Origin of the sequence: Alistipes provencensis, assembly GCF_900083545.1 — a bacterium.
GTDB lineage: Bacteria > Bacteroidota > Bacteroidia > Bacteroidales > Rikenellaceae > Alistipes > Alistipes provencensis.
In genome coordinates this window covers 3,125,190-3,139,254 of sequence record NZ_LT559262.1, presented here as the reverse complement: position 1 = coordinate 3,139,254, position 14,065 = coordinate 3,125,190, and the positions used below count along the sequence as shown (strand labels likewise).

Sequence of the window (14,065 nt, the reverse complement as noted above, 5' to 3'; positions counted from 1 at the left end):
GCCTATGTCTGCAACATCCGCCGGCTATCTGGCCTCCAAACCGCGCTATGAGATCCTCGACGGACTCCGCGGCGTGGCGGCGCTGATCGTGGTGGGTTTCCACCTGCTGGAAACCTACTCCCACGGTCAGGCTTCCCAGATTCTCAACCACGGCTATCTGGCCGTCGATTTCTTCTTCGTGCTCTCGGGCTTCGTGATCGGCTACGCCTATGACGACCGCTGGAACCGTATGTCGCTCAAGGATTTCTTCAAACGGCGCCTCGTGCGCCTGCATCCGATGGTCGTCATGGGATCGGTCATCGGAGCGTTGTTCTTCTACTTTCAGGCCGCGGCGTTCCCGATGATCGCCGACGTGGCTTGGTGGAAAGTGCTGCTCGTCTGCCTGCTCGCCTGCACGATCCTCCCCGCACCCCCGGCGTGGGACATCCGCGGATGGGGCGAAACCAGCCCGCTGAATGGCCCCGCATGGTCGCTGCTCTACGAGTACATCGCCAATATCCTCTATGCGCTCGTCATCCGCCGCTTCTCGAAACTCCTGCTCGGGGTGTTCGTGGCCGCGGCCGGGGTGCTGACGCTCGACCTTACGCTGAACCTCAATCTCTTCGGGGTGCTCTCCGCAGACCGCTCCGCAGCGTGGACCGTCATCGGCGGCTGGAGCGTCACCCCGGAACAAATCTACATCGGTTTCTCGCGCCTCCTGTATCCCTTCTTTGCGGGCCTGCTGCTCTCGCGCCTCGGTGCGCTGATCCGGGTGCGGGGCGGGTTCTGGTGGTGTTCGCTGCTGGTCGCGGCAGCGTTGGTCATGCCCCACATCGGCGATCCCGCGACACCGTGGTTCAACGGCGCTTATCAGGCGCTGGTGATCCTGCTGATCTTCCCGCTGATCGTCTCGATGGGCGCCGGAAGCCGCGTCACGGATGCCCGGTCCATCGCCGTCTGCCAGTTCCTCGGCGAAATATCCTATCCGCTCTACATCACGCATTATCCGCTGGTCTACATGCAGATGGCGTGGGCGGCCAGCAATCCCGATGCGCCCCTCGGGACGCACATTTTCGTCAGCGTTTCGGTATTCATCGTCTCGATAGGCGTTGCATGGGCCTGCCTGAAGCTCTACGACCTTCCCGTCCGCGAGTGGCTCAAGCAGCACTGGCTGATTCCCGGCGGCGCCAAAAGCCGCGCTTAATGACTGCCTTGTGCATCGACGAAAACAGCCGCTCCATTCGGAGCGGCTGTTTCTTTCTGTATGCTCAGGAGGCTTATTTGCCGAAAGCGACCTTGATCTTGTCAGTGGCCTTCTTCAGCAGCTCCTCGGGGCAGCAGAGGGTGATGCGGATGTAGTGCTTGCCCTCCGATCCGAAGATTCCGCCGGGGGTCAGGAACACGTCGGTCTTCTCCATCACCTCGTCCGAGAATGCGAAGCTGTCGCCCTCGTAACCCTCGGGCAGCTCGGCCCATACGAACAGACCGGCCTGTCCCTTGCGGTAGCGGCATCCCAGCGCGTCGAGCAGCTCGTAAGCCTGCTTCTCACGGCCGTAGTAGATGCCGTTCAGCTCCTTGAACCACTCCTCGCCCAGCGCCAGCGCCGTGTCGGCAGCGGCCTGAATGGGGTAGAACATACCCGAGTCCATGTTCGACTTGAAGGTGAGGATCGAGTCGATCCACTCTTTCTTGCCCACCACGACGCCCACGCGCCAGCCGGCCATCGAGTGGCCTTTCGACAGCGAGTTCATCTCCAGCGCCACGTCCTTCGCGCCCTCGGCCTCCATGATCGAGATCGGATGCTCGGCGTTGCGGATGAAGCTGTACGGGTTGTCGTGTACGATCAGTATGTTGTGCTTGGCGCCGAAGTCGACGATCTTCTGGAACAGTTCCATCGAAGGGGTCTGTCCCGTCGGCATGTTGGGGTAGTTGACGAGCATCATCTTCACGCCGTCGAGCCCTGCCTTTTCGATAGCGTCGAAATCGGGGTAGAAATTGGTCTGCTTGTTCAGCGAGTAGGGAAGCATCTCGCCGCCCGCCAGACGCACGGCCGCCGAATAGGTGGGGTAGCCGGGGTTGGGGACGAGGACCTTGTCGCCTTTATTGAGGAACGTCATGCAGATGTGCATGATACCCTCCTTCGAGCCGATCAGGGGCAGCACCTCCGACTTGAAGTCGAGGTCCGTGCGGTACCACTTCTTATACCAGTCGGCAAAAGCCTTTCGCAGGATGGGTTCGCCCTGATAGGACATGTACTTGTGCACGTCGGGACGCTGTGCCTCTTTTGCGAGGCGGTCGATCACGGACTGGTGGGGCGGCAGGTCGGGGCTGCCCATGGCCAGTTTGACGATCTGGCGGCCGGTTGCCGCCTCAATCTCGGCGATCTCGCGCAGACGGCGCGAAAAATAGTACTCTCCGATGCCGTCCAGCCGGTGCGAACGGGCGATGTTGACTGCTTTTGCCATAGTTTGAAGTATGTTTGGGATTATGCTTTCCGGGCAAAGATAGGGAAATAATGGAAATATTAAAAAATTATAGGAACAAAAAAAGCGGCCCGAGCCGCTTTTTGTTATAATGCAAACAAGATGAATATTTGCGCCGTCAGAACGCGCAGGAACATCACCACCGGATAGACCGTCGAATAGCCCACGGCGGGCATGTCGTTCCCGGCCGTGGCGTTGGCGTAGGCCAGCGCCGGGGGATCGGTCATCGCGCCGGCGATAAGTCCCATCAGCGTGTAGTAGTTCATCTTCAGTTTCAGGCGTGCGAAGAGCGAAACGATCAGCAGGGGCACGACCGTGATGATGACGCCGTAGCCGATCCAGCGGTATCCGCCCCCGACGATGGCATCGATGAATCCGTCTCCGGCGCCGATTCCCACGGCGGCGAGGAACAGCGCGATGCCGATCTCGCGCAGCATGAGGTTGGCGCTCATGGTGGTGTAGGTCACCAGATGGAAATGGGTCCCGAAGCGCCCGATCAGAATCGCCACGATCAGCGGACCGCCCGCCAGACCCAGCTTCACGGGCTGCGGAACGTTCATCAGGGGGATCGACCCCAGCAGCACACCGAGGGCGATGCCCACGAATATCGTCACCAGATTGGGCTGGTTGAGCTTCTTGAGCGAGTTGCCCAAAAGGTCAGCCACCTGCGCCACGGCCTTCTCGGAACCCACGACCATCACGCGGTCGCCGACCTGCAGTTCGAGCCCCTGATAGGGGATCAGGTCCACGCCGGCGCGGTTGACGCGGGTGATTGTGATGCCGTATTTGGTCCTCAGGCGCAGGTCCGAGAATTTCTTGCCGTTGATCGACGATTTGGTGATCAGGATGCGCCGCGAAATCAGCTCGGCGTTGGGCGTGTTGTTGCCCCAGTCCTCGTCGGTGAGCTCCACGCGGTGCCCGAAGAAGGCCACGACGGCTTCGACGTCCTCGGCTTGGCAGATGATCCACAGCTTGTCCCCCAGATGGAGCACGCTGTCGGCGTCGGCCATTGTGATCTCTCCGTCGGCATGGCGGATGCGCGAGATCACGAACTGGCGGTTGACCAGATCGCGCATGTATTCGACCGTGCGCCCGTCGAGCATCGAGTTGGTGAACTCCACGGAGACTTTCTCGGCGAATTTCTGCTCCTTGGCCAGCGCCGCCAATGCTTCGTCCTCCTTTTCGAATTTCACGCGCAGGGCGTAGCGGATGAAGATCATCGTGAAGATGATGCCCACGACGCCCAGCGGATAGGCCACGGCGTAGCCCAACGCCACGTTGGGGTCGCTGAATCCCGCGGCGTCGGCATAAGCCTGCTGCGCGGCGCCCAGTCCGGGGGTGTTGGTCACGGCGCCCGAGAGGATGCCGACCATCGTCGGAATGGGGGTCCCGGTCACGACGTGGATGACATAGGCCGTTGCGACGCCCAGCAGGACGATCGCCGTGGCGCATCCCACGAGGGTGATTCCGCCGTGCTTGAACGACGCGAAGAATCCCGGTCCGACCTGCAGGCCGATCGAGAAGACGAAAAGGATGAGCCCGAACTCCTGCACGAAGTGGCGCACTTCGCCGTCGACGGTCATCCCGAAATGGCTGAAGATGATGCCGATGAAGAGTATCCATGTGACACCCAGCGAGATGCCTCCGATTTTGACTTTTCCCATCAGGATACCGATGGTGATTACCAACGCAAAGATAAGCACGGCATGGGCGATGCCGGTGCCGAAGAACAGGGTATACAACCACTCCATATTAACCTAATTTTGTGCCGTTTGTCGAGCCGGGCGCAAAATTACTACATATTGCAGAATTTAAAAAACTTTTCGGAAAAAGAATTTTTCTCAATACAGATACCGCTCCATCAGCGGCAGGAGGAGCGCCGTCGCCAACCCCATCAGCGCCATGGCGAGTCCGCTCAGAGCCCCTTCGGCGGCGCCCATCTCGATGGCCCGTGCCGTCCCGATGCCGTGGGCCGCGGCTCCCAGCGCAAATCCCCGGGCCTCGGGGTCGCGGACACCGCAGCGGCGCAGAATCCATTCGCCGAAGATGCTGCCGAAAATTCCCACGCAGAATACCACCACCGACGTGACCGACACGTTGCCGCCCAGCGGTCCCGAGACCGACACGGCGATCGGCACGGTCACCGATTTGGGGGCTATGGAGGTCAGTATCTGGCGTTCGACGCCGAATGCCATGGCGATGTAAACCACGCTCAGCACCCCTGCGACGCATCCCACGAGCGTAGCCACGGCCACGGGCAGCAGGCTTCCGCGCAGGCGTTCCAACTGCTCGTAAAGGAGATATCCCAGCGCCACGACCGACATGCCGAGGGCGAAATTGAGTATTCCGGTCGCCTCCTGATAGCGTGCGTAGCCGATTCCGGCACAGCGCAGAAAGACGATCACGGTGACGAACGTCAGCAGTACGGGGTGCAGCAATGGCAGCCGTGTGCGGTTGTAAATCCGGGCGCCCAGACAGTAAAGCCCTACGGTGAGGGTCAGCAGAAAGAGGTCCGAGGAGAAAAATGAGGTGTCAGGCATCGTTACGGAGGTGTTTGATGTGCCGCAGGCGGGCGCGGCGGTTCAGGCTTTGGAAGGTCTTGCCCGTGATGAACAGCACGACGATCGTCGAGACGATTCCCGAAACGACGATGGCCCAGCCGTTTTCGAGGATTACCTGATAGGAGTCCATCAGCCCCACGCCGTAGGGCACGAAAAAGAGTGCCATGGCCCCCAGCAGGAACCGCGCCGCGGGGCGTACCGTCTCGGCCCGCACCCAGCGCAGGCACAGCGCCGCGAAGAGCAGAATCATGCCGATGATGTTTCCCGAAACGTAACTTCCGGTCACATAGCTCAGCGCATTGCCGATGAGCCAGAAAAATAGAATGTAGAAAAGTCCTGCCATGTTGGTTTGCACTTCGGCGGCCGCCGTAACGATTCGGAGCCGGACTTTGCAGCCGGCTCCGGAACTTCGCCGTCATTTGCGGCTGTAAAGATACGTTTTAATTCTTTCGGTTGAACTTTTTATGCGGACATTGTGCCGAGGGGCACGACGCGCATCCCCCTCGCCGCCTGCCGCACACGAGCCGCCACAGCCACACCGCTATGACTGCCGCCGCAGCGATCCCGATGGCCCATACGATATAATCCTGCCAGCCCATTGCTCAGAATAACAGGCCGATGTGGTAAACTATCCACGCCACGAACCACGCCAGCGCCGTGTTGTAAATGACCGACGCCGCGGCCCATTTCCACCCCGCCTCGGCGCCGATGGCAACCACCGTAGCGATGCAGGGCACATAGAGCAGGATAAAGACGAGGAACGCCAGCGCCGAAGCGGTCGAGAAATCGCCGCTCGCCAGCAGCCGCTGCGACAGCGAGGCCATTTCTTCGTCTTCCGTCAGTTCGGGGGCTGCGGCCTTTTCCGCTGCAACGACGATCTCTGTCGGACCGTCCGCTCCGCCGATAATGATTTCAGCCTGTTCCGGAACGGCCTCCGTCATGGCGCCTTCGGAGTAGAGCACGCCCAGCGTCGAGACCACGATCTCCTTGGCCGGGAGTCCCGACAGCAGGGCCACGCTGGCTTTCCAGTTGAATCCCAGAGGGCTGAACACCGGTTCGCACCCCTTGCCCAGACGTCCCAGATAGGAATTTTCGTAGTGGGCCTCGGTCCCGGCGGTCTCCTCCGTGCGGGGATAATAGCTCAGGAACCAGACGACCACCGAGGCGATCAGGATCATGCCGCCCATCTTTTTGAGGTACTGCGCACACTTGTCCCACATGTGCGTGAGGGTCGTTTTCCACGTCGGAAGACGGTAGGGCGGAAGCTCCATCACGAACGGCGTCTCGTCCACGGGGAAGAGGAACCGCCGCATCAGCCGTGCCGTGACGACGGCCAGCACGATGCCCAGCACATAGAGCCCCAGCATCACCGACCCGGCGTTCGCGGCGAAGAACGTCCCTGCCAGCAGCAGGTAGATCGGGATGCGGGCGCTGCATGACATGAACGGCGTAATGAGTATGGTTATCAGGCGGCTGCTGCGGCTCTCGATGGTCCGGCTGGCCATGATCGCGGGCACGTTGCAACCGAATCCCATGATGAGCGGGATGAACGATTTTCCGTGCAGACCGATGCGGTGCATCACGCGGTCCATGATGAACGCCGCGCGGGCCAGATAGCCCGAATCCTCCATGAACGAGATGAACAGGTAGAGGATCATGATGTTCGGGAGGAAGACGATGACGGCGCCCACGCCGCCGATGATGCCGTCGACCAAGAGGTCGCGCAGCGGTCCTGCGGGCAGCAGGGCGTCCACGCCGCTGCCGATCCATCCCACCAGCGCGTCGATCCACTCCTGCGGATAGGCCCCGAGGCTGAACGTACACCAGAACATCAGCCACATCAGCGCGAAGAAGATCGGAAATCCCCACAGCTTGTGTGTCACGAAAGTGTCGATCACGGCCGTCGTCGTGACTTCCTCCCTTCTGCCGGGTGTAAATGTCTCTTTCAGAGCTCCTTGTATGAACCCGTATTTCTGGTTGGCGAACGCCGTTTCGACATCCTCGCCCAACGCCTCGGTGATGCGCCGTGCCTCGCGGTCGCGGATTCCGGCCCACTCGGGATAGCGCTTGCACTCGCGGAGGCTCTTTTCGGCCTCGGCGTCGCCTTCGAGCATCTTCATTGCGTAGTAGCGGGGCGGGAAGGCCTTGGGCAGCTCGCCGCGGTGTTCGCTCATGTCGCCGTTGAGCCTGCGCAGCCCCTCCTCGACCACGGGACCCATGTTGATATGAATGTGCCGCACGCGCTCGTCGCGGTTCTCGTAGACGTCGATCACGGTGTCCAGCAGGGCGTCGATGCCGCGGTTGTTGCGCGCCTCGACGGGCACCATCGGTACACCCAGCATGCGGCCCAGATTCTCGTAATCGAGCGTGGCGCCGCTGGCCTGCAACTCGTCGAACATATTGAGCGCCACGACTATGCGCGGGTTTATATCAATTAATTCGGTAGTTAAGTAGAGGTTACGCTCTAAGTTCGAGGCAACTACGGAGTTTATCACCACGTCGGGGATGTTCGTGGCCAGATGATGGCGCACATAACGCTCCTCGGGCGTGTAGGCCGAGAGGGCGTAGGTGCCGGGCAGGTCGGTGACCTCGAACCGGTAGCCGCGGTAGATGCGGTTGCCGATCTTGGCCCCGACGGTCACGCCGCTGTAGTTGCCCACATGCTCGTGGCCGCCCGAGATGGCGTTGAACAGCGAGGTTTTGCCGCTGTTGGGGTTGCCCACCAGCGCCACCGTGATGGTCCGCGTGCGGTGCGCCACCACCTCGTCGATGCTCGTGCAGCACCCTGCGTCGGGTTCCGCGGCCCCGAACACCTCGTCCTGCCCCGGTTCCCCGACGGGGCCGTGGTGATGGTGGTGATGATGTTCGTGGTGGTGATGGTGGTGATGCCCGCCGCCTGCGAGGTATTCGCTGGCCTCGCTGTCGGTGAGCACCTCGACCATGTCGGCCTCACTGCGCCGCAGTGAAATGTCGTAACCCATGATCTTGTATTCGATGGGGTCTTTCAGGGGCGCGTTCAGGATCACTTCGACCCGCTGGCCGCGGACGAATCCCATCTCCATGATGCGACGGCGGAAACCTCCGTGCCCCATCACCTTGACGATCGTCCCCGATTCGCCGGTTTTAAGTTCGGATAGACGCATTTTTCTTCTGTTTTGCGCCCAAAGGTACGACTTTACGGCGATATGTGCAATCCCCATTTGTAGGTACCGGCGTAAGACGCCGGTTTCAGGGACTGCGGCAGGGGCTCTTGCTCCCGGGCCGGATTTCCGCTGTTACCAGCCGCCGCCCAGAGCTTTGCAGAGCGTGACGTAGTTGATATACTGCTGTGCCACGAGGTTCACCAGCTCCATCTGCGTTTGGTAGAGACTGCGCTCGGCGTCGATCACATCGAGGTAGTCCGACAGCCCGCTGCGGTAAAGCGCGCGGGTCATCGTGGCGATGCGGTCGTTCGAGAACACCAGTTCGCCCGTGCGTCCGGCCTGTTCGCGGTAGGTCGTGATGGCCACCAGCGCCTTTTCGACATCGGCGAAGGCCGTCAGCACGGTCTGCTCGTAGGTCTTGGCCGACTGGGTATAGGCCGCCATCGCGGCACGCTCGGCGTTGCGCAGTTTCCCGAATCCGAATATCGGCTCGGCAATGGACCCCAGCGCATCCCATGCCCAAGGGTTCGCCGCAGTTAAACCTTTGATTGAACTGGATGCCACTCCACCTTTGGCTGTCAGCGAGATGGACGGAAAGCGGGCGCTCCGCGCCTGCCCGGCCTGCGCCGCGGCCTGCAACATGTTGAAATGCGCTTCGCGGATGTCGGGACGCCGTTTCAGAAGCTCCGACGGCAGGCCCACGGGAATCTCCGCGGGCCGGTAATCGGTCAGCAGACGAAGTCCCGCTCCGGAGAGCTGCGCCCGCGAGGGCGTTTCGCCCAGCAGGATACCCATCGAGAGCCATGTCTGCTCCACGGCACGTCTGTATTGCGGAACGTCGGCTTCGGCGGTGTAGACCAGACTCCGGGCCTGCTCCAGCGCCACGCCGTCGGACATGCCGTAGCGGAACATCGAGTCGATCAGCGCGGCCGATTCGCGCCGCAGTTGGAGGGTCTGCCGGGCGATCGAGAGGTCGCGTTCGTACTCCAGCAGGGTGAAATAGGTCGTGGCGACCTCGGCGGCCAGCGAAAGTCGGACACCTGCCAAAGCCCATTCCGAAGCCGCTATTTCGGCTTTGGCGGCGCGTTTGGCGTTGCGCAGGGCCCCGAACAGCGAGAGTTCCCACGAGAGGGTCGGCTCGACGGCATAGGCCTGCACGATCTTCGTCGCAGGGGTGTATTCGCCCTCGGCCGTGGCTCCGATGCCGATCTGGGGCAGGTACTGCGCCCGCACGGTTTTGAGATTGGCCCGGGCCTCCTCGACGCGCGCGGCGGCCACGGCCACGTCGCGGTTGTTCGTCAGCGCCTGCTCGACGAATGCGTTGAGCGTCGTGTCGCCGAACAGCTCCCACCAGCGTTCGCCCACACCCGTCGTGTCCTGTGAAAAGCCCTCGCCGTAGGCGTAGCGGTCGGGCGCGGCGACCTGCGGCGGGTAGAATTTGGGGGTGCAGGCGGCCAGCAGCAGGGCGGCGGTTATCGTAAGTTTCGTTTTCATTGTACTTCCTCCGTTTTTTGGCGTTCGCGGCGCTGTTCGAAGCGGCCGATCTTCCCGACGAAATAGTAGAGTGCGGGGTAGACGAAGATGCCCAGCAGGGTGGCGAACAGCATGCCGCCCACGAGCGCCACGCCCATGATGTTACGGGCCGTGGCGTAGACCCCGCTGGCAAAGACGAGCGGCATGACGCCGAGGATGAAGGCGAAGGCGGTCATGATGATGGGCCTTACGCGCAGCTTCGCGGCCCCGATGGCCGCGTCCATCAGCGACGCGCCCTGTTCGCGGAACAGCCGGTCGGCATATTCGACGACCAGAATGGCGTTCTTGGCCGCCAGCCCGATCAGCATGACGAGCGAAATCTGCATGTAGATGTCGTTGACATAGAGCGCATTCATCAGGTGGGTGCCGCCGACGAACAGCACGGCGCCGAGCACCGCCACCGGAACGCTCATCAGGATCGCCAGCGGCAGTCCCCACGACTCGTACAGGGCCGCCAGTGCGAGGAATACGAACACGAGCGCCAGCGCATAGACCAGTCCGCCGGTCTTCGAGGCGTTGGCCTCCTGATACGAAGTGCCGCTCCACGCCGTGCCGATGTCGTCGGGCAGCACCTCGGCGGCCGTCGCGGTGATCTCCTCCATGACGCTTGTCGTCGAAGCCCGTGCGGAGGGGGTGACGGTGAGCGAGACGGAGCGGTAGAGATTGAACTGCGAGACATACTCCACGCCCACAGTGTCCACGACCTCGACGAGCGACGCCACGGGAACGCTTTCGCCCGAAGCCGAGGTGACGTAATAGCTGTCCAGCGACCGCCGGTCGAGGCGGTAGTCGGGCGCGGCCTGCATGTAGGTCTGGTAGAGTTTGCCGAAGCGCGTGAAGTTATTGATATAGGTGCCGCCCAAGAGGGTGGTCAGTTCGCCGTACAGCGTTCCGAGGTCCACGCCCGCGGCCAGTGCCTGCTGTTTGTCGATGCGCAGCCGCCGCTGGGGAACCCCGGCGTCGAACTGCGTGGTGACCGAGGCGATCGCAGGGCTTTTGCGCAGCGAGTCCATCAGCCGTTCGGCATTTTCCAGCAGGTAGGCCGTGCCGCGCCCTTCGAGGTCCTGCACCTCGACCGAAACGCCCGAGGTGACGCCCAACCCCGGAATCGAAGGCGGGATGAAGGCGTAGCATTCGGCTCCGGCGACTGCGACGTAGAGTTCTCCGGTGAGTTTCTGGGCGATCTGCATGGCTGAGAGCTTGCGGTCGGAGTAATCGACGAGTTTGACGAAGATGATGCCGCTCGACGTCGAGGCGATGCCGGCCATCATGTTGAATCCCGCGGCGAACGACGTGGAGGCGACCTCGGGGAGCGTGCGGATCACGGCGTCGGCGTCGGTCATGGCCTTCCGGGTCACCTGCAGCGACGAGGCTTCGGGCGTGGAGACCATCACCATCACATAGCCCTGATCCTCTTCGGGCAGGAATCCCGCAGGCAGTTTGCGCCACACGACGAAGATCACGCCGAGCACCACCGCCACGAACACGCCTGTGCGGGCGACATGGCGCATGAGCGTCGGGGTGAAAGTCGTGTAACGGTCCATCTGCCGGGCGAACCAGCGGTTGAAAGCGGCGAAGAAGCCTTTCTGCGACGGCTCCCGGTGGCGCAGCAGCAGGGCGCACAGCGCCGGAGAGAGGGTCAGGGCGTTGAACGCCGAGATAACGACCGATACGGCGATCGTCACGGAGAACTGCTGGAACAGCCGTCCCGTGATGCCGCCTGTGAACGACACGGGGACGAAGACGGCCAGCAGCACGACGGTCGTGGCGACGATCGGCGAGGCCACGTTGCGCATGGCCTCCAGCGCCGCCGCACGGGGTTTCATGCCCCGCTCGATATTCACCTGCGCGGCCTCGACGACCACGATGGCGTCGTCCACGACCAGTCCGATGGCCAGCACGAGTCCCAGCAGCGAGATGATGTTGATCGAGAATCCGAGCAGGGGAAACAGCGCGAAGGCTCCGACGAGCGACACGGGGATCGCCACCAGCGGGATTACGGTCGCCCGCCAGTCCTGCAGGAAGAGGTAGATGATCAGGATGACGAGCAGAAGCGCGATGATGAGCGTGCGGAAGATGTCCTTCACGCCGGCGTCGATGCTCGTCGTGGAATCGACGATCGTGGCGGCCTCGATGCCGTCGGGGAAACGCTCCGAGAGCCGTTCCATTGCGGCCCGGACCTTGCTGCCGACGGCCACGGCGTTGCTGCCCGGCTGTTGGTAGACGACTATCATGGCCGTGGGATCGCTCTCATAGGAGGAGCTCACGCCGTAGGTCTGGCTGCCGAGCGACACTTCGGCGATGTCGCCCAGCCGGATCTGCTCGCCCGAGGAGGTGGTGCGCACGACGATGTCGGCGAACTCCCCGGCGGTGGAGATCTGCGGCGGCATGGTCACCGTGTAGGTGTAGGAGACGCCGTCGGGAGCCGGTTCTGCCCCGAACTGCCCGGCGGGGTAGATGCCGCCCTGCTTCTCGATGGCCGCCGTCACCTCGTCCACGGCGATGCCGTAGTATTTCAGCACGTCGGGCCGCAGCCAGATACGCATGGCGTATTCCCCGGCGCCCATTATGCTGACCTTGCCCACGCCGTCGATCTTCAGCAGTTCGTTTTGCAGGTTGATGTAGGCATAGTTCGAGAGGAACTCCCCGTCGTAACGGCCGTCGCTGTGGAGCGAGTAGACCATCAGGAATCCCGTCATGGTCTTGCGCGTGGTGACGCCCTGCCGGGTGACCGTCGCCGGAAGTTCGGCCGTGGCCGACGAGACGTTGTTCTGGGTGAAAATGGCGTCCAGATCGGGGTCGGAGCCGATGTCGAAGGTGACCTGCAAGGTCATCGAACCGTCGTTGGCCGAAGTGGCCTGCATGTAGAGCATGTCGCTGACGCCCATCACGGCTTGGGCCACGGGCGTCGCCACGGCGTTGTTCACCGTCTCGGCATCGGCGCCGTCGTAGGTCGCCGAGACCTCCACGACCGGAGGCGTGATGTCGGGGTACTGCTCGATCGGCAACTGCGTGATCGAGATCGCCCCCACGAGCACGATGACGATGGCCAGCGAGATGGCGAAGATCGGGCGCGAAACGAAAAATTTCTCCATAGGGCTACCTCTTTTCGGAAATCGGAATCACTTTCGCACCGTCGCGCAGCTTCTGCTGCCCGGCCACCACGATTCGTTCGCCCGGTTGGAGACCCTCGTCGATGCACCACAGCGCGCCGTAGGTGTCGCCCGGGGTGACACGGCGGTACTGCGCCGTGCTGTCGGCCGCGACGACCCACACCGAACTGAGGTCTTGGGCCTGATTCACACCCTGCTGGGGTACGACGACGCGCGGCCGCACGGGCCCCACGTTGGCCTCCACGCGGGCGAACTGCCCGGGTTTCAGCGCCTCGTCGGGGTTGGGGAACATCACCACCAGCACCAGCGTTCCCGTGGTGGACGACACGTCCTTGCGCGTGTAGTCGTAGCGACCCTCGTGGGGATACTGCGAGCCGTCGGCCAGCACGAGACGGATGTCCGAGAGCAGCCCCTCGTTGTCGTAGATCGACGTGCGGTCGCCGGCATAGCGCAGGTACTGCGACATCGGGATCGCCACATCGACCGTCAGCGTGTCGATGTTCGACACGGTCGTCAGCACGCTGAACTGTGTGCCGGGACCCACATAGTCGCCCACATGCGCCGCCGTATGCTCGATGATGCCGTCGATCGGGGAGCGCAGTTCGGCATAGCCGACGTTCATCCGGGCGCTGCTGAGCGTCTGTTCGGCGGCGCGTACCGAGGCTTCGGCGGCTTTCCACTGCGCGGTGTACTGGTCCAGTTGCGACTGACTGATGGCGTTGATGCGCGCCAGCGGCACCGCCCGGTCGTAGTTGTTGCGGGCCTCGATGGCCTGCGCCCGGGCCGACTCCAACTGGGCCTCGGCCGCCAGCATCGAGGTCGATAGCTGGTCGGGGTCGATGGTGAAGAGCAACTGGCCCCGTTTGACGGGCATGCCGTTGCCGTAGCGTTTCGACGACAGGTAGCCGTTCACGCGCGGCTGGATCACGGCATCGAAGTTGCTCGCGAGGTAGCCGATGAAGCTCATCCGGTTGGGGACGGAGTCCACGGCGGCCTCGGCCACTTCGACCCGCAGGGGAGGCATCGCCTGCCGGGATGGGTGTTTTCCGCATCCCGTGAGGAGCGCTGCAAAAAGGCCTGCTGTAAGGTAGAATTTATCCATAAGGGTATGTTTTACCCCGGAAAAAAGGCAAAAAACGTACCGTCACCCCCGTAAAGTGGACTTTTTTGATGAAAAAACGCTGTTTTTTCGTGCTCCGGGCGATGGAGTTTAGAATATTTTTATATCTTTGCGTTGATAACAAACCCAATTT

At 62.3% G+C, this 14,065-nt stretch carries 9 protein-coding genes; 1 reads left to right on the top strand and 8 read right to left on the bottom strand.

Features of this window, described 5'->3' with window-relative positions:
- The first annotated feature begins 4 nt into the window (after positions 1–4).
- Complete coding sequence (locus tag BN5935_RS12310) at positions 5–1,183, top strand: acyltransferase family protein (protein WP_064976353.1); 1,179 nt, start codon at positions 5–7, stop codon at positions 1,181–1,183.
- A gap of 73 nt (positions 1,184–1,256) precedes the next feature.
- Here the strand turns inward: BN5935_RS12310 and BN5935_RS12305 are convergent, their stop codons facing one another.
- From BN5935_RS12305 to BN5935_RS12270, 8 genes are all read right to left on the bottom strand, one after another.
- Positions 1,257–2,444, bottom strand: a complete 1,188-nt coding sequence (locus tag BN5935_RS12305) for a pyridoxal phosphate-dependent aminotransferase (protein ID WP_064976352.1) — start codon at positions 2,442–2,444, stop codon at positions 1,257–1,259.
- 104 nt (positions 2,445–2,548) lie between these two features.
- Positions 2,549–4,213 (bottom strand): putative transporter, encoded by a 1,665-nt coding sequence (locus BN5935_RS12300; protein ID WP_064976351.1) that lies wholly within the window; start codon positions 4,211–4,213, stop codon positions 2,549–2,551.
- Between the two features lie 90 nt (positions 4,214–4,303).
- Complete coding sequence (locus tag BN5935_RS12295) at positions 4,304–5,002, bottom strand: LrgB family protein (protein WP_064976350.1); 699 nt, start codon at positions 5,000–5,002, stop codon at positions 4,304–4,306.
- Positions 4,995–5,366, bottom strand: a complete 372-nt coding sequence (locus BN5935_RS12290) for a CidA/LrgA family protein (RefSeq protein WP_064976349.1) — start codon at positions 5,364–5,366, stop codon at positions 4,995–4,997. Before BN5935_RS12290 ends, BN5935_RS12295 begins: the two co-directional genes overlap by 8 nt.
- Positions 5,367–5,625: 259 nt before the next feature.
- Positions 5,626–8,166 (bottom strand): ferrous iron transport protein B, encoded by a 2,541-nt coding sequence (gene feoB / locus BN5935_RS12285; RefSeq protein WP_064976348.1) that lies wholly within the window; start codon positions 8,164–8,166, stop codon positions 5,626–5,628.
- A 132-nt stretch (positions 8,167–8,298) separates the two neighbouring features.
- Positions 8,299–9,660: an efflux transporter outer membrane subunit gene (locus BN5935_RS12280; RefSeq protein WP_064976347.1), complete on the bottom strand. Its 1,362-nt coding sequence runs from the start codon at positions 9,658–9,660 to the stop codon at positions 8,299–8,301.
- Positions 9,657–12,794 carry an efflux RND transporter permease subunit gene (locus BN5935_RS12275; protein ID WP_064976346.1) on the bottom strand — a complete coding sequence of 1,046 codons (3,138 nt, stop codon included), beginning with the start codon at positions 12,792–12,794 and terminating at the stop codon, positions 9,657–9,659. Before BN5935_RS12275 ends, BN5935_RS12280 begins: the two co-directional genes overlap by 4 nt.
- Positions 12,795–12,798: 4 nt before the next feature.
- Positions 12,799–13,914, bottom strand: a complete 1,116-nt coding sequence (locus BN5935_RS12270; RefSeq protein WP_064976345.1) for an efflux RND transporter periplasmic adaptor subunit — start codon at positions 13,912–13,914, stop codon at positions 12,799–12,801.
- Positions 13,915–14,065: the final 151 nt, after the last annotated feature.

Coding starts and splice junctions, on each gene's coding strand:
- BN5935_RS12310 (WP_064976353.1), top strand. CDS start 5: ATGTCTGCAACATCCGCCGGCTATCTGGCCTCCAAACCGCGCTATGAG.
- BN5935_RS12295 (WP_064976350.1), bottom strand. CDS start 5,002: ATGCCTGACACCTCATTTTTCTCCTCGGACCTCTTTCTGCTGACCCTC.
- BN5935_RS12305 (WP_064976352.1), bottom strand. CDS start 2,444: ATGGCAAAAGCAGTCAACATCGCCCGTTCGCACCGGCTGGACGGCATC.
- BN5935_RS12300 (WP_064976351.1), bottom strand. CDS start 4,213: ATGGAGTGGTTGTATACCCTGTTCTTCGGCACCGGCATCGCCCATGCC.
- BN5935_RS12270 (WP_064976345.1), bottom strand. CDS start 13,914: ATGGATAAATTCTACCTTACAGCAGGCCTTTTTGCAGCGCTCCTCACG.
- feoB (WP_064976348.1), bottom strand. CDS start 8,166: ATGCGTCTATCCGAACTTAAAACCGGCGAATCGGGGACGATCGTCAAG.
- BN5935_RS12275 (WP_064976346.1), bottom strand. CDS start 12,794: ATGGAGAAATTTTTCGTTTCGCGCCCGATCTTCGCCATCTCGCTGGCC.
- BN5935_RS12290 (WP_064976349.1), bottom strand. CDS start 5,366: ATGGCAGGACTTTTCTACATTCTATTTTTCTGGCTCATCGGCAATGCG.
- BN5935_RS12280 (WP_064976347.1), bottom strand. CDS start 9,660: ATGAAAACGAAACTTACGATAACCGCCGCCCTGCTGCTGGCCGCCTGC.